The sequence below is a fragment of the Pelagibaculum spongiae genome (genome assembly GCF_003097315.1).
Classification (GTDB): domain Bacteria; phylum Pseudomonadota; class Gammaproteobacteria; order Enterobacterales; family Pelagibaculaceae; genus Pelagibaculum; species Pelagibaculum spongiae.
In genome coordinates this window covers 360,194-378,256 of record NZ_QDDL01000001.1, presented here as the reverse complement: position 1 = coordinate 378,256, position 18,063 = coordinate 360,194, and the positions used below count along the sequence as shown (strand labels likewise).

17 protein-coding genes are annotated in these 18,063 nt (G+C 39.8%); 13 read left to right on the top strand and 4 right to left on the bottom strand.

What is annotated here, in order from left to right:
- The first annotated feature begins 126 nt into the window (after positions 1 to 126).
- Both DC094_RS01640 and DC094_RS22985 read left to right on the top strand, forming a co-directional pair.
- Positions 127 to 1,002 carry a DUF5677 domain-containing protein gene (locus DC094_RS01640; RefSeq protein WP_116685344.1) on the top strand — a complete coding sequence of 292 codons (876 nt, stop codon included), beginning with the start codon at positions 127 to 129 and terminating at the stop codon, positions 1,000 to 1,002.
- Positions 1,003 to 1,104: 102 nt separating this feature from the next.
- Complete coding sequence (locus DC094_RS22985; protein ID WP_422615575.1) at positions 1,105 to 1,257, top strand: ECs_2282 family putative zinc-binding protein; 153 nt, start codon at positions 1,105 to 1,107, stop codon at positions 1,255 to 1,257.
- Between the two features lie 126 nt (positions 1,258 to 1,383).
- Here the strand turns inward: DC094_RS22985 and DC094_RS01630 are convergent.
- A protein-coding gene (locus DC094_RS01630) for an IS5 family transposase (RefSeq protein ID WP_116685343.1) occupies positions 1,384 to 2,182 on the bottom strand; the annotation gives its coding sequence in 2 pieces (ribosomal slippage) (positions 1,384 to 1,902 and positions 1,904 to 2,182; 798 coding nt in all).
- A gap of 388 nt (positions 2,183 to 2,570) precedes the next feature.
- On the opposite strand from DC094_RS01630, the gene DC094_RS01625 reads away from it, so the two are divergent.
- From DC094_RS01625 to DC094_RS01600, 7 genes are all read left to right on the top strand, one after another.
- Positions 2,571 to 3,548, top strand: coding sequence for a hypothetical protein (locus DC094_RS01625; RefSeq protein ID WP_116685342.1), 978 nt, complete (start codon positions 2,571 to 2,573; stop codon positions 3,546 to 3,548).
- A gap of 50 nt (positions 3,549 to 3,598) precedes the next feature.
- Positions 3,599 to 3,745: a hypothetical protein gene (locus tag DC094_RS21975; protein WP_158527188.1), complete on the top strand. Its 147-nt coding sequence runs from the start codon at positions 3,599 to 3,601 to the stop codon at positions 3,743 to 3,745.
- Between the two features lie 165 nt (positions 3,746 to 3,910).
- Positions 3,911 to 4,894 (top strand): hypothetical protein, encoded by a 984-nt coding sequence (locus tag DC094_RS01620; RefSeq protein ID WP_116685341.1) that lies wholly within the window; start codon positions 3,911 to 3,913, stop codon positions 4,892 to 4,894.
- 176 nt (positions 4,895 to 5,070) lie between these two features.
- Positions 5,071 to 5,385 (top strand): hypothetical protein, encoded by a 315-nt coding sequence (locus DC094_RS01615; RefSeq protein ID WP_133245436.1) that lies wholly within the window; start codon positions 5,071 to 5,073, stop codon positions 5,383 to 5,385.
- Entirely contained in the window at positions 5,382 to 6,896 is a 1,515-nt protein-coding gene (locus DC094_RS01610; RefSeq protein ID WP_116685339.1) for a hypothetical protein, read from the top strand. Before DC094_RS01615 ends, DC094_RS01610 begins: the two co-directional genes overlap by 4 nt.
- An 88-nt stretch (positions 6,897 to 6,984) precedes the next feature.
- Entirely contained in the window at positions 6,985 to 7,233 is a 249-nt protein-coding gene (locus tag DC094_RS01605; RefSeq protein ID WP_116685338.1) for a hypothetical protein, read from the top strand.
- Complete coding sequence (locus DC094_RS01600; RefSeq protein WP_116685337.1) at positions 7,230 to 8,744, top strand: hypothetical protein; 1,515 nt, start codon at positions 7,230 to 7,232, stop codon at positions 8,742 to 8,744. Before DC094_RS01605 ends, DC094_RS01600 begins: the two co-directional genes overlap by 4 nt.
- Before the next feature lie 555 nt (positions 8,745 to 9,299).
- Here DC094_RS01600 and DC094_RS01595 read toward each other — a convergent pair.
- Complete coding sequence (locus DC094_RS01595; RefSeq protein WP_116685336.1) at positions 9,300 to 10,109, bottom strand: YopT-type cysteine protease domain-containing protein; 810 nt, start codon at positions 10,107 to 10,109, stop codon at positions 9,300 to 9,302.
- Positions 10,110 to 10,327: 218 nt separating this feature from the next.
- Between DC094_RS01595 and tnpA the strand changes: the two genes are divergently transcribed.
- The 3 genes from tnpA (at position 10,328) to DC094_RS01580 (ending at position 12,019) form a co-directional block, all read left to right on the top strand.
- A complete protein-coding gene (gene tnpA, locus DC094_RS22980) occupies positions 10,328 to 10,432 on the top strand; it encodes an IS66 family insertion sequence element accessory protein TnpA (RefSeq protein WP_422615574.1) in 105 nt (34 codons plus the stop codon).
- A 345-nt stretch (positions 10,433 to 10,777) separates the two neighbouring features.
- A complete protein-coding gene (locus tag DC094_RS01585; protein WP_116685334.1) occupies positions 10,778 to 11,230 on the top strand; it encodes a hypothetical protein in 453 nt (150 codons plus the stop codon).
- 18 nt (positions 11,231 to 11,248) lie between these two features.
- Positions 11,249 to 12,019, top strand: a complete 771-nt coding sequence (locus tag DC094_RS01580) for a transglutaminase-like domain-containing protein (protein WP_116685333.1) — start codon at positions 11,249 to 11,251, stop codon at positions 12,017 to 12,019.
- A gap of 41 nt (positions 12,020 to 12,060) precedes the next feature.
- Here DC094_RS01580 and DC094_RS01575 read toward each other — a convergent pair whose 3' ends face one another.
- Together DC094_RS01575 and DC094_RS01570 are read right to left on the bottom strand one after the other, a co-directional pair.
- A complete protein-coding gene (locus DC094_RS01575; RefSeq protein ID WP_116685332.1) occupies positions 12,061 to 13,968 on the bottom strand; it encodes a methyl-accepting chemotaxis protein in 1,908 nt (635 codons plus the stop codon).
- A gap of 278 nt (positions 13,969 to 14,246) precedes the next feature.
- The gene (locus DC094_RS01570) at positions 14,247 to 16,109 is read right to left on the bottom strand and encodes a methyl-accepting chemotaxis protein (RefSeq protein ID WP_158527187.1); all 1,863 of its coding nucleotides are present in this window, start codon (positions 16,107 to 16,109) and stop codon (positions 14,247 to 14,249) included.
- Between the two features lie 691 nt (positions 16,110 to 16,800).
- Between DC094_RS01570 and ygeW the strand changes: the two genes are divergently transcribed.
- Positions 16,801 to 17,994, top strand: coding sequence for a knotted carbamoyltransferase YgeW (ygeW, locus tag DC094_RS01565; protein WP_133245434.1), 1,194 nt, complete (start codon positions 16,801 to 16,803; stop codon positions 17,992 to 17,994).
- Positions 17,995 to 18,063: the final 69 nt, after the last annotated feature.

The following is an 18,063-nucleotide window of genomic DNA, read 5'->3' as shown; positions in this document are numbered from 1 at the left end:
GCAGGATTGGTAGGCATGAGGAAAATTAGATGTATTTCAAATGGTTGCAAATTTACCAGTGTACTGCAAGACCGGTATATCGTGCATGCATACTATTAAGCTGTTAGCCATACATCAGAGTAAAGCATGGACGAAATAGAAGCTATTATAAGTCGATATGATGAAGAGTATGTTGGCGATAGCCTGAAGTCACTTGATGATATAAATCGATTTACTGGTACTTTCGTAAAGGATGTTGCAGAGATTTATGATTGCATTACAAGAGTTCGAAATATAGAGCGTAATCCCAGTGGGTTTGACTTAAATGATGCTCCTATATTGGGGCTATTAACTAGGATATGGAAGCTACTCAAAGAAATCGTAACCTACTATGAAAAAGATAATGCCGAGATCATAAGCATATTGGAAAGGCCGTTAATTGAAGCAGCAATAACCGCTGAATATTTACTGATGAGTGATTCAGCTGTAATCGATGATTACAGAAAATGCTCATATAAAGATCGACTGAGAATGCTACGAGAGTTAAAGGAAGGCTCTCGTTTTTTTGAGACAAAGGCGGGCAAAAGGCTGCTTAAGTCAGTTCAGGAGAAAATGGACTTAGAAGGTTTCTCAGAAGACGATTTCAAGGAGCAAAAGAAAAATCGATGGAGGCTTCAAGGGAAGACCTTTTTCGATATATTCAAAACCATTACAGATGAAGATCTGTATAAATACACCTACGGGATGATGTCGGAATCTATACACGGATCATGGAACGAATCCATGGACTGGTGCCTTCAAAAGAACGAAGATGAAACATTCTCTGTATATCCTTTTTATCATGAGGCCGATGTAAGATATATCAGCCCTACACTCAAGTTTTGTAACGAGTCCTATAGGCTTTGGTTGAGGCGGATTGATTGCGAAGACGAGAATATGACGAATGTACTTGATTGGATTGAAAGAGTTAATAATAGAATATTCATGATATTCGATCAAAAATATGACGGGCCAAATGGCTAACAAGGCCAGGCACAGCGACGGCTTTTCCGTTGCGGCTTCGCCTCTACTACAAAGCCGCGCATGCCGGCGGCGTTACGTGTCCCTACATGACGGAGAGATAGGATGAATCCTGAAAAATACAACAGAAATATAAGCCTGCTTTGCCCTACATGCGGCTGTTCAGACTTTTCTTATGAAGAAGGGTCTGATGAAACAATACAAATTATGACTTGCGCATCATGTAAGTGCGAGTTTAATAAAGACGAGCTAATCTAGGAAAATAGCGAGAATATAGATGAGCACGTTTCAGAGATGAAGGAAGAGGTAGTTAAAGACGTTGCCGACGAACTTCGTAAGACTTTGAAGAAAGCGTTTTCTGGTAGCAAAAATATAAGAACCTGTTTAGGATCTCTGAAGCAGTAGCCTTAAGAAAGCTAAGTGGATGAAACTTAAGCTACTGTTTAACAATCTTTCACAGTTTTTCCATAGCCTTCGGTTCTTTTCCAGCCAGGCAAATGATCGCTCCACTACCCAACGTTGTGGAATAACTTTAAAAGTGTGTAACTCTGATCTTTTTGCCACTTGAACCTTGGATGAAATAAGCAAATTAACACCTTCAGAAAATGGTTTTCCAGTATACCCACCATCAACCAAAATATTATCTATATCGGATAAATTGTCTTGGTGAGATTCAATTAAAAACAAACCGCCTTCCCTGTCTGAAACGTCTGCAGTAGACACGGCAACTGCATGTGGTAAACCGCCATGATCGACCAGAATATGCCGCTTGATCCCAGATACTTTTTTGCCAGCGTCATACCCTTTTTCTTCAGCAGTATCAGTGTTTTTTACACTTTGTGCGTCGATGATGCCAAAGCTAGTCTTCTTCTGGCGGCCTTGCTTCTTTCGCTCCTCGCCAACCTGATTTTTTTAAAGCCTGCTCAAGAGGGCTTGGGCCACCATCTTGTGCAGGTTCTTTCCAAATTTTGTAATAGGAATAAATGCACTGCCATTTTGGAAAGTCATGAGGAATACAGCGCCAAGGGCAGCCTGTTCTCAAAAGATACAAGAGCGCACAAAATACTTCATAAAGATCAATTTGCCGGGGTTTTGTTTGCTTGCGAGCACTTTCAAGTATGGGAGAAATCAAGGCAAATTTTTCACGGGTTACATCGCTGGGATAAGGCTGTCTTTCGGACATCAAAGGCTGCTACATAAGTACTTTGATTGTAATTATCTCACAGCATAGAGATTCTAAACAGGTTCTAAGGTTCAGGAAAACTGATGCCACCCAAAAGGATGACTATACAAGATAAAAAATAACTTATGAGTAAACTGGTTTGATGATTTAGTAGTTTGCTTGTTATAAAAATATCTTATTGTTGGCCAAACACGATTGTGGATGGCAAGCAAATTTTTTTCATGGAAATACTCAACCAATGGAAAACATTGTGGCGCACCTAGTGGTGTTAGTTTTGACTGGAGGGGCTTGACTATAGATTTGACATTACAGGCGCGACAGGGAAGTTAAAGGATGTTCCAGTGACGATTCCATTTGGTCCATACTTTTTATAACAGAGGTAAAGTTAATGAAAATAATGCTTGGATTGTTTTTTGCTTTTTGTTTGGCTTTGATTAGTGTTTTTTTCAGTTTTCGCCTTGTTTTATATGTTCCGATATATGCAAGTGTAGAAGGGAGTACTTTTCGAACAACCGCCTTTGTCAAGGTTCAAGGTGAAGCTTATGGAAAGAAAATAGATGAATACAGTGGTCGCTATGAAAATGTAATAAATTTTTATAGCGGTGTTCTGGAAAAAATCCATGCAGGGAATGATGTAAAGGGTTTTTTTGTAAATGGTACGAGTGATGAGGTTGCAAATTTTATTTCGGTTGAGCAATTTGGCAAAGGAAAAATTGCCTCTGAAAAATTACTCTCAGCCATAGAATATGGCGGGAAAACATACCTGTTTACTCAAAGAGAGCTGATTGGCTACGATATCAAACCATTAATGGTGCGTACAATTATTGATGAAGGGCGGGGTGAATATAAGGTTTTTCCAGGAAATCAACTTGGAGTAATTCCTAGGGCTTTATTAGAAATAGGCTTTCGTGCAAGAGAGAATCAGGCACCTATTGAATTTTTAGGTTTTTTTGATGCTTTAGCTATTAATTTAGGCTGTTTTTTTTCGTGTCAAACATATCAAGAAAGTGGTTATTCTATTGTTGTGACGGGAAAAAAATTATCGGTGAATGATTCGATTGTTGATTTGATTGAGCAGGGTGATAAGAAGCTAGGTGTTGTAATTAATGAGTCTTATTTTTCAAAAACTTCAGTTGATACCCTTAAGAAATGGGTGGAAGGTGGTGAGCTGGGGTTGGATGAGATTTCAGTGTCATCGCTTTATGGTAGTGGCTTAAAATTCAGTAAAATTGTTCCGTTGAGCGATGAGTGCCAAATTTATGTTTTTTCAAAAAAAGAGGGCTCTATGAATGTGTTTGTTTGTAATGATTTAATTTCAAATGTTTTCTACTCTGCTGAAAATAATGAGATTTTCAAAGGTATTTGAGTGGCTATCTACAAGGGGTTGTGGCTGTTTTTTTTGTATTGGAGTAAGTGATGAAGTATTTGCTGATGTGTTTGTTTTTTTTGAGTCTTCAAGGGTGTTCAGGGAATCAGCCTGATGAAAGTTCTGAGATACAAAAAAAACTTGATTTGTTAATGGTAGAGGTTGTTTCTCTCAGAGATGAGGTGGCGGAAAACTGATGCCACCCAAAAGGACGACTATACGAGATAAAAAATAACTTATGAGTAAACTGGTTTGTTGATTTATTAGTTTGCTTATTATAAAAATATCTTATTATTCGCCAAACACGATTGTGGGTGGCAAGCAAGTTTCGCTGTAAAGATACCTTTTGGACCGTTCTTCTTATGATTTCAAAAAAAATACTTCTTTATATTTTCTTTCTTGTTGTTTTTCTGGGAGCTGTGTTTGTTGTCTACAGTGATGATTCTATTTATTTGAGAGTTAATGTAAGTATCGAAGAGGAGTTGAGGCCTTCTGATACCGTTCTTAAATTTAAAGGTGAGGTTGCTAAGATAAATGTTGCCGAATATGGTGGTAAGTTTCATGGGCAAGTTGATTTTTACCAAGAAACGTTAAGGAAAATATACGCTGGTGAGTCTCTTGCTGGACTATTTTTGAATGGGTTGGATGATAAGGATAAAGATTTTATTGATGGTTTGAATAGGCTCAAAAAAAGGTTGGTAAGACATGAGCTTATAGCTATTGTTGATAGAGGGGAGGAAGTGGTTTTATTTGTCAAGAAAAGATATCGTGATCTCAAGTTTGATCCGATAAGTTTTGTAAGAGTTGTCAAAGTCGATTCTAGTTATAAATTGGAGCGGCTTCATGAGCTGGATCCTATATTAAAGGAGATGCTCAATGCTGGGTTTTATGCGAGAAAAAATAAGAGTGAAATAACTTTCCTTGGTCTTTTGGATGTCGTTAAAATTGAGTTTTCATCTTGCTTTTTTGGGCGGGTAGTTGATGTCGATAATCTTGGTTTTCTGATGTTTGAGAGAGAGGGTAGGGAAAATAGAAAGTTAATAAACTTATTCGAAATAGAAGCATTTTCTCTCGAAGATGCTTTTGAGTTCGCCATCTTCTCGAATGATTCTAAAAAGGTTGTTTTGGAATGGGTTGAGCGTAATGGTATGTCTCTGGATTCTATGTATTTATCTCAAATTTTTGGTCAAAACCTAGTCTTTGAAAAACTCTACTCTTTGACAAAAGAATGTCAAATTTACATTTTTTCTAGAAGTGGGGGAGGGGCTAAAGTGTTTATCTGTGATGGTCTTGTCTCTAATGTTTTTCTTGAGTCAATGGACAATCAAATTTATTTGGAGATTTGACGTATGAGCGGTGTCGTTGCTGGGCTTAAGGCATTGTTTTTTTTGCAGTAGAAAACTGATGCCACCCAAAAGAATGACTATACAAGATAAAAAATAACTTATGAGTAAACTGGTTTGATGATTTATTAGTTTTCTTATTATAAAAATATCTTATTATTCGCCAAACACGATTGTGGGTGGCAAGCAAGTTTCCTTTTGCTAAACCCAAAAGTGTTAATGGCCATAAAAAGCAATGGCACTTTTTGCCAAGTATTGCCGGGCATAATCCAACAGCAGATGATTTAAGTAACATTACAGAGGAAGTCTATGAGCATATTAGAAAACAAATGCTGAGAAAAGATAAAGAGAAAGATCTCTATAAATTTATTGTTGGTCCTAAAAAAAATTACAGCCAAAATAAGTGGGTTGTTAAAGTTGACGATATTATTGAAAAAATGAAAGAAAATGATTTTGTGGTTATTAACGCCTTAGCTGGAGTGGTTGGCAAGTGAAAAAAATATTGATATCAGCGTCTGAATTATGGCAAGGGGAAGATCCTCGATTTCCAATTGTTTGTAGAGGAGGGTTTGGTGGAAAGCTCGCTATCAATAGGGATCAGATAAGAATCCTGCATTATGGACTGCCTTATTTTACAGGAACAGTTGCTTATAATGGACAACGTTATGCGTTGGTCAAGGATGACCTAAATCCTGAGGGTAATGGTTTTGACTCAGGGGAGTATCATTTTATCTCCCAAGATAAAAAAGAACTTAAAATTGATGAGGATGTTCTTTGCTCATTGAGCAGATCAATCAGTTTTGATATTCAATATAACGATGTGATTATTGCTTATGATTGCTATGAACGAATCGTCAAAAGCGTTGATTTGATCAGTGGCAAGGTGGTTGCGAAAAAAATAAAACTTGGATGGAAAGAGCAAGCAGGTGATTATTATTGTGTTATTGATAGAGAAAACAAGATAAGCCTTTATAATAAGGAATTAGCTTTGCAATGGTGCTGCACACTCCGGGAGATTGAATATATTAAGCCATACTCTCGTTTTTTCTCTCGGTTATATAAAGATGCCTTACTGGTCAACTTAGGTTCTTTTGATAAGAAAGAGGCGCTGCAGCAAGGTTTGCTTGAAAAGTCGGGTTTAAGCGCTTCACAAAGGACATCTGAACTAGTTAATTTTAATCTTAAAGATGGCCATAAAAACTGGACTTACTTCACGCAAAGCGAGATCGAAGCCTGGCAGCTGGTTGACGACAGAATCTACTTAGCGACCAGCTATGAATTGCAGGTATTAGATGCGAGCAGTGGCAAGGTGCTTGTGCATAAAAATTTCCCATGGACAGACCAATTAACTGAAGAATTCAGTGCCGGTCTTTATGTGACAGAATCACTGGTCATCTATGGCCATGCCGAGCAGCGTAAGTTATTAATTCTGAACAGCTCTGATCTTTCGCTGATTCGTGATGTCACATTACCTGAAAACTGGTATCCATCCTCCCAGTTTAGAGCTTTCAACGATCAGGAGAATAGCTTGCTCTATATAGAGTTAACTACGGATCAAGTGGTTGACTTAACCGGAGCGCAGCTCGCTATTGACTTATCAGATATTCAAGCTCCATTAGAAATTGAAAAAACACCAGAGTTCAAGCTGGAATGGATAAAAAGCAATCTCGATGAAAGCAGGCAAAGCTTAGTTATCACCTGTGATGACCCCGATTACGCTGATGATTTTGATACTGTGCTACGGATTTCGGATCGTTTAATTCGAGACCAAGCCTATTATCATTCCAGTTACTGCCCGATGAAAGGGCTAAGGGGCCAGAATGATTATTGTACCGCTGATTTTGATGGGCAAATACGCTTTAACTTTTTCGGGAACGCTTTTAATACAGCGCTGGTTCAGCAGCGGATGGAAATGATGGAGCAACTTTTTGCTAACTGGGTTGAAAAAATGAGTATTTCAAGTAACAACTTCCCGGTTGGACTGACCACCAACCGAAAGCGTTGATTTTTTTAGTTGCATCAAGAAAACTGATGCCACCCAAAAGAATGACTATACAAGATAAAAAATAACTTATTATTCGCCAAACACGATTGTGGGTGGCAAGCAAGTTAGTATTAATCCAACAGCAGATGATTTAAGTAACATTACAGTGGAAGTCTATGAGCATATTAGAAAACAAATGCTGAGAAAAGATAAAAGGAAAGATCTTTATAAGCTCATTATTGGAGATGAAAAGTTCGATGGCGATAAGTGGAGGCAGTATGTTAATGGCGCTGTTAAGGACATGAAAGCTAGTGGTTTTATTATAATTAATACTCTTGGGAGTGTCATTAAAAAATGAAAATGGTTTATATTCAATCTCCCGACTTATGGAAAGGGGAAGCCCCTGATCATCCAGCTGTCTGCAGTGATTCCTTTCTTGGGAAACTGTCTTTGCTGAAAGAAAAAACAAGCTTTTTAGACTACGGTGGAGGGCATTTTTCTGGAACAGTTTTATTTAATGGGCAGCGTTACGCACTAATCAAAGACGATCTTTTCCCTGATGGAAATGGCTTTGATTCTGGGGAGTATCATTTTTTTTCTAGCAACAAAGAAGAGCTTGATGGGAATGAGGATATTCTTTGCTCGTTAAGCAGATCAATTAGCTTTGACATTGACTATACGGATACTATCATCGCATATGATTGTTTTGACGATATGTTTAAGAGCGTTGATTTGAATAGTGGACTAGTTGCTTCCATGTCCCTTGACTATTGGTTTGATGAGCAGGTAGGTGATTATTATTGTGTTATTGATAGAGAAAATAAGCTGAGCCTTTATGATAAAAATCTGGAGTTACTATGGAACAGTCCACTGCAGGCTATTGAATATGTAAAGCCATACTCTCGTTTTTTCTCTCGGTTATATAAAGATGCCTTACTGGTCAACTTAGGTTCTTTTGATAAGAAAGAGGCGCTGCAGCAAGGTTTGCTTGAAAAGTCGGGTTTAAGCGCTTCACAAAGGACATCTGAACTAGTTAATTTTAATCTTAAAGATGGCCATAAAAACTGGACTTACTTCACGCAAAGCGAGATCGAAGCCTGGCAGCTGGTTGACGACAGAATCTACTTAGCGACCAGCTATGAATTGCAGGTATTAGATGCGAGCAGTGGCAAGGTGCTTGTGCATAAAAATTTCCCATGGACAGACCAATTAATTGAAGAATTCAGTGCCGGTCTTTATGTGACAGATTCATTGGTTATTTATGGGCATGCCAGTCAGCGCAAGCTGTTAATTCTTAATCGCTCTGACCTTTCACTGATTCGTGATGTAGCCTTACCTGAACATTGGCATCCATCATCGCGCTTTAGAACTTTTGCAGATCAGGATAACGGCTTGCTATATATTGGCCTAACTACTGACCAGGTAGTTGCATTAACTGGCGCACAACTGGCAATTGACCTAGCAGACATTCAAGCTCCATTAGAAATTGAAAAAACACCAGAGTTTAAGCTGGAATGGATAAAAAGCAATCTCGATGAAAGCAGGCAAAGCTTAGTTATCACCTGTGATGACCCCGATTACGCTGATGATTTTGATACTGTGCTACGGATTTCGGATCGTTTAATTCGAGACCAAGCCTATTATCATTCCAGTTACTGCCCGATGAAAGGGCTAAGGGGCCAGAATGATTATTGTACCGCTGATTTTGATGGGCAAATACGCTTTAACTTTTTCGGGAACGTTTTTAATACAGCGCTGGTTCAGCAGCGGATGGAAATGATGGAGCAACTTTTTGCTAACTGGGTTGAAGAAATGAGTATTTCAAGTAACAACTTCCCGGTTGGACTGACCACCAACCGAAAGCGTTGATTTTTTTAGTTGCATCGAAAACTGAGAAAACTGATGCCACCCAAAAGGACGACTATACGAGATAAAAAATAACTTATGAGTAAACTGGTTTGATGATTTATTAGTTTGCTTATTATAAAAATATCTTATTATTCGCCAAACATGATTGTGGGTGGCAAGCAAGTTTTTATTATTCGCCAAACATGATTGTGGGTGGCAAGCAAGTTTCGTGTTGACTGAATGTGTTTGGCGGCAGAGTATTTTGCGCCGAAAGAGGTCATTAGGCCGATTGATAGAGATATTAATCGAGTGATGGCTGGCGCTGGATAGCTTTGCAAAAGGTGCAGCCGCCTCTACCTAGCGTGCCATCGCGATTAGGACAGGTAAAACCGGCATCGATGCCAATTTTCTGTACTGGAAAATCGAAACAGCTTTTCAAGTGTTTGCCAAGGGTATTGATGTATAAGTCAAGTTGCATGGTGGGCGATGTGGCAGGGAAAAAGAGTGCAGATGCTATCAGCATCAATATGATAAGCAATGATGTATGGCATGGATGTTAATGTTGCCAGAAGCTTGCTATTTATATGAGCAAGTCCATTTAGAAATGTAAAAAGTAGGTAGGACAAAATGAGTGAGGCAGGCTTTCTTCCAATATTCATAAAACCATTCTGTAAACCCGTCTTTAGAAGGGAACCAGAATTCTCCTATTTCAGGGTCAAAAAGCACAATATCTTTTCCAGACCACATGCTTATGCAATGGCCATGTTGCTGAACGTTATAAAATCTCAGTAAGATATAATGATCTGTAGTATTAAAAATCTCAGATAATAGGTGATCCAAATTTTGTTTGATTGGATTGTTCTGGAAGGTGATTGATGCTTCATAGTCGTATTGACCAATTAAGGGGTAGGGTGTCATGCCGTAAAAATTAAAAATCATTTTCTGCCAATGAGATTTGGAACTTCCGTAGTAAGTAAAATAATTAAAATATGGCTCACTTACACCTTTACTACTTGCCTGCAGTGCCAAAATATAGCTGGCAGGTCCGGATAAAATGTCACCACATGAACATTGCAACCATGGCCAAATGCTTCGACCATGGGCATGTTCAGTAATCCAGGTAATAGATAGAGCGTGACAAGCGCCACCCCAAACTTGATGATCGGGGGTGAGTGCTGGATCTTTAAACCAACTACCCATGCCTGTTTTTATATTAAAAGACTGTTGTTCAAATTTTTTAGTTCTACATCCGCCAAATTGTGATGCTTTGCTTGCAAGTAAATCAGATAAATCGTTTGATTGAATATGACGGTCAATTAATCTGTAGTCACATTGAGGGAAGGTGCTTGTTGAGGAAATGTTAGTTTTATCTGGGTTTCGTGGCATATTTGTCTGGCTTGACGAAGTTGGGGTTTGTTAATTATAGAATAGTTGACGGTTTAAAAATGATGAAAAAAATGGCTGCTATTTTGAACAACACCGAGAATATTTGCATTTGAGCTGATTGCTTCTGCCATTTCGAAAGTAAGCGCCCCATTAACCCCATCTGTTTTCCTTTGAATTTTCGCTCTAACCTGTGATCTCCATTTTTAGGGGATTCATTCATGACCAAACAACAAATCTGGCAGCAGCGTATCGAACAATGGCAGCAAAGCCAGCTTTCACAAAAACAGTGGTGCGAGCAACAGCAAATTAAAGTAGAAAACTGATGCCACCCAAAAGGACGACTATACGAGATAAAAAATAACTTATGAGTAAACTGGTTTGATGATTTATTAGTTTGCTTATTATAAAAATATCTTATTATTCGCCAAACATGATTGTGGGTGGCAAGCAAGTTTCGGCAAGCAAGTTTCGTGTTGACTGAATGTGTTTGGCGGCAGAGTATTTTGCGCCGAAAGAGGTCATTAGGCCGATTGATAGAGATATTAATCGAGTGATGGCTGGCGCTGGATAGCTCTCTTGGCTTTAAAGTGACTTTGGGTCGTGATGATTTTAGTACGCATCCATTTAAAGTGATTATTTTTCCTGGCATTAGTCTATAGGATGAAATTATGAGACTGTTTTTCTTTTGTTTGCTTGTTTTTGTTTCTTTGGATGTGAGAGCTATTTCTTTGCCCGTTCACATGTCTTTGGAGAAAAAGTATTTTGAATCTGATGTATGGGTGGAGTTTGATTTTTCGAGTAGCCAAATTGGGCGAGAATATAGTGAAATCAATAGTTTTTTTGAAAGAGGTGACATTGTAGGGTTGAGAGACGCTATCCCAGAATGGAATCATAAGAAAAATGGAAGGTTGGCCGAATATGTTGAAAAATTTTCTTCTGTATTAAAATCAAAGAAAAATCTTGTCGGTAGCGTGAGTTTAAAGGATAAGTTTAAGGTTGCGAATTTGCTATATTTCCCTTTGCAAAACCGGGTTGTCAATCCTGGTAGGGTTATAGATGAGAGGATTTTTTCAAAAATAAATAGCCTGGTAGTCGATCAAAAACAGAACGTCCTAAAATGACCGGTTACGGTGGTGGTTATGTCGCATGAGACTCTAGCAAGAAAAGTTGTCCTTGAGTTTTCAAAGACAACGATGGCCGACTTCCAACCCATTTACTCATCTTATGATGAGCCCTATCTCAGAGAAATGCGCAGCCGTTTTCAATTGCTGGAAAAAACTGCAAAGGTTCAGGATAGCTACAGCAAGGTAAGAATACTCACACAGTGGGTACATGGCTTGTGGCAGCATGATGGGGTCAATCAACCTGAATCATCAGACCCGATATCTATTATCGAGCAAGCACTGCAAGGACAACGTTTTCGCTGTGTCGAATATTCAATTGTATTGAATGCAGTGCTTAATGCTGTTGGACTTGTTTCGCGTATACTTTGGTTGGCAAGGGCTGATGTAGAAACCCGAGAGAGTGGCGCAGCTCATGCTGTAACTGAGTTCTTTTCTCCTGATTTGAACAAGTGGATTATGGTCGATCCACAAATGGGGGTAATGGTCTGCAAAGATAATATGCCACTGAGTGCCATCGAGCTACAGGCTGAAATTGTTCTGAATTCCAAGCTTGAGCAATCGGATGAAACAAGCGAGTTGCCGATGAGCTATTTTGAATGGATTTATCCTTATCTTTTCTATTTCGTTATTTCATATGATGCACGGATCAATCCTGAAAAGCCCCAATCAGGGCAATTAATGCTGGTGCCTATCGGCGAAAACCAGCCAAAAGTTTTTCAAAAAAAATTGCCGATTAAAGTTAACTGTACGCATTTGTTGGCTGATTTTTATCAAAAGCCAGCCTGATTGATGGTGCGTATATTTTTGTATACGCACCATCAAAAAAATTATTGCAAACGGAATTTGCCAACCAGACCTTCCAGCTGGGTATTGGCTGTTACCAGGCTTTCAACACAATTACCGGTTTCACTGCCACGTTGGTTTAATTCCAGAACAATGTTTCTGATATTTTCCAGGTTGCGGCTAATTTCATCTGCGACGGCACTTTGTTCTTCAGCAGCAGTGGCTACCTGAATATTTAAACTATTAATGTTGCCAATGGTGCTATTAATTGCACCAAGGCTGGTAGTGACTTCAGAGGTGCTATCAGCAGTGCTTTGACAAGACTGGCGAGTATTGTCCATTGCATGCTCAACCTGTGAAGAGGCGCTATTTAATTTATCCAGCATTTGACTAATTTCAGAAGTGCTCTGCTGAGTTCGAGCAGCAAGTGCGCGTACTTCGTCGGCAACTACGGCAAAGCCACGGCCTTGATCACCAGCACGTGCTGCTTCAATTGCTGCATTTAATGCTAATAAATTGGTTTGTTCAGCGATGCCACCAATCACCCCTAATACCGTGCTGATCTGGCGGGTATCTTGATGCATATCCTGAATTTTTTGTGCCATTGCATCGACTTCATCTACCAGTGCTGCGACATTAGTGACTGCCTGGCCAACCACTTGCTGTGAAATTTCTGACTCATTGGCTGCTTGCTGAGTGTTGCTTGCGGCATCGGCTGTGCTATTGGCAACACTAGATGCTGTTGCGCTCATCTCGGTAACGGCAGAAACTACCTGCTCGGTTTCGCTGCTATGGCGATTTAACACTTTCTGGTTAGCCTGAGTAATACCGTCAATTTCACCAACATTAGATGCAATATGGCCGGTGGCTTGTTTTACATCGAGCAACATTTGTTGCAGATTCTCAATGAAGGTATTAATACCCTGTGCGATTTGCCCTAAGTCATCGCGGCTATCAACTGATAATCGACGGGTTAAATCACCTTCACCACGCGCTAAATCTTGAACGACTGCTTTTAAACTGATAATTGGACGATATAAAACATTGAGCACCATGGTGGTAAAAAACACCCCCATTGCGGTAAACAATAATGTCATCCATATCATGCGGGTCGCTTCTTTGTCTAACTGCTGATAGAGCACTGCTTTGTTAACAGTTACTAGCAGTTCCCAGTGCTGGCCATTGCCTAGGGGAATGTCACTGAAAAAGCCAATTTTATTATCGCCATTCATGGTGTATTCAACGCTACCAGATTTCTGGGAAAGCATTGCTCTCTCTAAATCTGCCAGTTCGTTGCTTAAACCAGAAAGGGTGCCTTGTTTTTTTACTGAGGCAAAATCAGCCAATGCTTGACCATTTTGGTCGAATAATAATGCATAACCTCCATCAAACTGAATTTTCTGAATTTTTTCCGTGACAGCTTCAAGGCTGATGTCTGCCAATACCACACCAGAGAACTGGCCATTTTCTGTAAAAGGCTTACCAATACTAATTACGCTTTTTTTGGTGGTGGCATCAATATAAACATCGGTGATAATTCGAGCGCGAGCGTTTTTTGCCTGAATATACCAAGGTCGAGTTCTAGGGTCGTATGCATCTGGATTCATTCTGCCATTTTTGCTTGAAATTGCTTGGCCATTTTCCCATCCAATATAAGCGTCTTCTAAATGGCCAGATTCAACTATTTGATGGGCATTTTGAATGATTGCTTCAGGATTTTTAACCTGACTGAGGTAATTGCTAGCAGCATCTACCAGACGATTTTTTTCATCAATCCAGCTGGCAATACTCTGTGCTTGAGAATCGAGCACTTGTATTGAATAGTCATTGGCTGCTTTTGAAATGGATTTTTCAATTCCGCGATAAGCCATAAAGTTGGTAGCGCAAAGTGACAACATAATGGCCAGACCGACACAGCAATAAATTCGTGCCTTAAAGCTTAGATTATTCATTCAATAGGTCACTCGGGTTAAAAGCAGGGCGCCAGTACGGCAAGAGATTTTGTCAGCAATTTAACGATTCTTTTACTGGGAAAGTATTACTTACGTCAATAAATTACGCCCGATATTGAAAACATGTCACGTTATTGTCAGCGATCAATCAACAGATGTTAGCAAATTGCTGCTAAGTAAAATTAGTTGAATCTTTATGTGTTACTTATCGTAAAGGTAAAGCTGAAAAAAAACGGACCGAGGCCCGTTTTATAGCGTTTGAAAAAAAGTTTTACCGGCTAATCTAATTTAAATTTTCCGATTAGCTGTTCCAATTGCTGATTGGTGCTAACTAAGTTTTCAACGCATTGTCCAGTTTCACCACCACGAGAATTTAATTCAACAACAATGTTTCGAATATTAACTAAGTTTCGGTTAATTTCATCGGCGACTGCACTTTGTTCTTCTGCTGCGGTGGCCACTTGAATATTCAAATTGTTGATGTTGGAAATGGTGTGATTAATGGTTGTTAGGCTACTGGTCACTTCAGCGGTACTTTCTGCTGTGCTTTGACAAGATTGTCGAGTGCTGCCCATGGCATTTTCAACTGAAGATGAAGCCTGATTAAGCTGATCTAGCATGCTATTAATTTCAGCGGTGCTTTTTTGAGTTCTTGCTGCCAATGCGCGAACTTCATCGGCAACGACTGCAAAGCCGCGCCCTTGATCGCCAGCTCGAGCGGCTTCGATTGCCGCATTTAATGCCAATAAATTGGTTTGCTCTGCAATATCACCAATTACATTTAATACTGAGCTAATTTGCAAAGTATCTTGATGCATGGTTTGGATGCGCTGGGCCATATGGTCAACTTGTTCGACTAATGATTGAACATTATCAACCGCGTGATTGACTACTTTTTGTGAAGCAGATGATTCTTCAGCCGCTTGCTGAGTGTGGCTAGCGGCATCGGCGGTGCTATTGGCAACACTTGACGCAGTAGCGCTCATTTCAGTGACGGCAGAAACGACCTGCTCAGTTTCACTGCTATGGCGATCTAACACCTGCTGGTTTGCTTGAGTAATATTACTGATTTGATCGATATTGCTGGCGATTGAACCAGTGGATTGGCAAACTTCCTTCAGCATCGATTGTAAATTACCAATAAAGGTATTTACGCCTTGTGCAATCTGTCCAAGATCATCTTTACTAGTGACTTTTAAACGACGAGTTAAATCACCTTCGCCACCCGCTAAATCTTGAATCATTTGCTTTAAGACTAAGATAGGGCGATAGAGAATGTTTAATACTAAAATCGTAATCGCAACGCCCAAAATGGTAAAGCCAAGCGTTGACAGCAGCATAAAGCTAACCGCTTCATTTAACTCTTCGTAAACTACTTCTTGGTTAACGGTAACCAGTAGCTTCCATTTTTTACCATCACCCAATTCAATGTCGTTAAAGAAGCCGACTTTATTATCGCCATTTAATTGATACTCTAAGCTGCCAGAGTTTTGGCTGATCATCGCTTTTTCTAAGCTTCGCAATTCTGGGTCTGAACCACTTAAAGAACCGTCTTTTTTAACGCCGGCGAAATCAGCCAGTGCTTTACCTTTTTGATCGAATAAAAGGGCATAGCCACCTTTAAACTGAATTGATTGCACTCGTTTAGTAATTTCAGCCAGGCTGATATCGGCTAAAACAGAACCGGAAAACTGACCATTAATAATGATTGGCATACCAATGCTCATCACATTATTGCCGGTGAGAGCATCTGCATAGACATCAGTTACTACTAGTTGGCGGGTTTGCTTGGAATCGGCGTACCAGGGGCGAACTCTTGGATCGTAACTCGAGGCATCAAGCAATCCTTTCTGGCTGGTATAGGCGCTGCCATCTTCATAGCCAATGTAGGCTTCTTCTAATTGGCCGGTCACCACCATTTGCCGAGCATTGGCAATAATCATTTCGGAAGATGGATTGTTAGCAAGAAATTCTGCTGAGGCAGTGACTAGGCTTTGTTTGGCTCTTATCCAGGCAGATATTGCTTTGGCTTGTGAGTCGAGTACCAACATCGAGTAGCTATTAGCGCTACTGGCAATATTTTTTTCGAATTCTTTATAAGCTAGATAATTGGTAGTCGACAGGGAAAGCAAAATTGCCATTCCCACACATAAATAGATCCTAGCTTTAAAACTGAGATGAATCATAGCCTGCTCTCTGATGTGCCCTGATAACAAGTTATCGGCTTTAGGACCTAACAACTTGAAAGCAAAACAGATGAACGGCGACAAAAAAATACCGCTTTTGCGGCAAACAATCGTTTGTTTCAATCGATCATAAGTGATAAAACACAATTGTAATCAATATTTAGTTTCAAGGATTCGCTTAGCTATCGTTTGATTAAAATTATTTTATTTTGGTGTTAGTAGCTAGTTCGTCTGGTATGACCATTTGATAATTAAAATTGGATGTGAAGCTTATTAATGAGTTAAGCCCATCTCGCAGATTCAGATCCCACTCAAATTTTCATATTGATTCCTGTTTTGTAGTGCTGAAGATCAAACTGATAAACCCGCTAGCGTTGATTCACTAATTAGATTTCGATAATGCATAGGTTGTTTTGAACACTAATGCGATAAAGTTTTAAGTTGTTGTTTGTTATTGGTTATTTATTTAATTTTATTTGGTTTTTCCTAGCTGGCACGCAAATTGAACTGTATCTGGCAAGCGAGACGCTCCTGGTTCCTTGCATATTTGATGGACTCGGTAGGGAGCTTTCTCAGCGTCGAACGTATCGATTGTGTTGAGCGTATCGACTGATTTTATTAATTATCAGATTAAGGGAAACCCATCATGTCCGATTTAGCTAAGTTGCTTGAACAGATTGAATCACTGGATTCTGAGTTGCACCTGAAAGATTTCTTGCTGACTTGGGAGCAAACCCCGCAAGAGTTAGAGCAAGTGCTGCTGGTTGCAGATGCCTTGCGTGAAATGCGTAACCAGAATATTTCCAGCCGTGTATTTGACTCTGGCCTAGGTGTTTCTTTGTTCCGTGATAATTCTACCCGGACACGTTTTTCTTATTCCTCAGCATGTAATTTATTGGGCTTGGCAGTTCAAGATCTAGACGAAGGCAAAAGCCAGATTGCTCACGGTGAAACTACTCGTGAAACAGCCAATATGATTTCTTTCTGTGCAGATGTTATCGGCATTCGTGACGATATGTATCTTGGTCATGGCAACAAGTACATGCGTGAAGTAGCTGATGCATTGGACTTCGGTAAAGAAAATGAAGTACTGGCCCAGCGCCCTGCATTAGTTAACCTGCAGTGCGATATTGACCACCCAACTCAGTCAATGGCGGACTTGGCATGGTTAAAAGAGCATTTCGGTTCTTTAGAAGCATTAAAAGGCAAAAAGATTGCAATGACTTGGGCGTATTCTCCAAGTTACGGCAAGCCACTGTCAGTTCCTCAGGGCATTATCGGTTTGATGACTCGCTTTGGTATGGATGTGACGCTGGCCCACCCAGAAGGCTATGACCTGATTCCTGAAGTCGTTGAAACCGCTAAGCACAATGCTGAGGCCAGCGGCGGTTCTTTTACTCAAGTAGCCAGCATGGAAGAAGCATTTAAAGATGCCGACATTGTTTACCCTAAATCCTGGGCGCCATATCAGGTAATGGGCGAGCGTACAGAATTGTTATATGCCAATGACCAAGAAGGGCTGAAGCATTTAGAAGAGAAATGTCTAGCACAAAATGCCCAGCATAAAGATTGGCATTGCACCGAAGAAATGATGAAGCAGACCAAAGACGGTGAAGCTTTATATATGCATTGCTTACCAGCAGATATTACCGGTGTTTCTTGTAAAGAAGGCGAAGTGACTGAAGGCGTATTTAATAAATACCTAGTAGACACTTATAAAGAAGCGGGTTGGAAGCCATTCATTATTGCTTCAATGATCTTTAACCGTAAGTTTGCTGAGCCAGCAAAAGTACTGAAAGAGCTAATCGAGCGTTCACAAAAGCGTGTAGAAGCGCAGTAATTGTTGATCGGTGTTCCGGTCTGCCTTTTTAAGGCAGACCGGGGTTTTAATCCCGGGTACTTTGGGAGT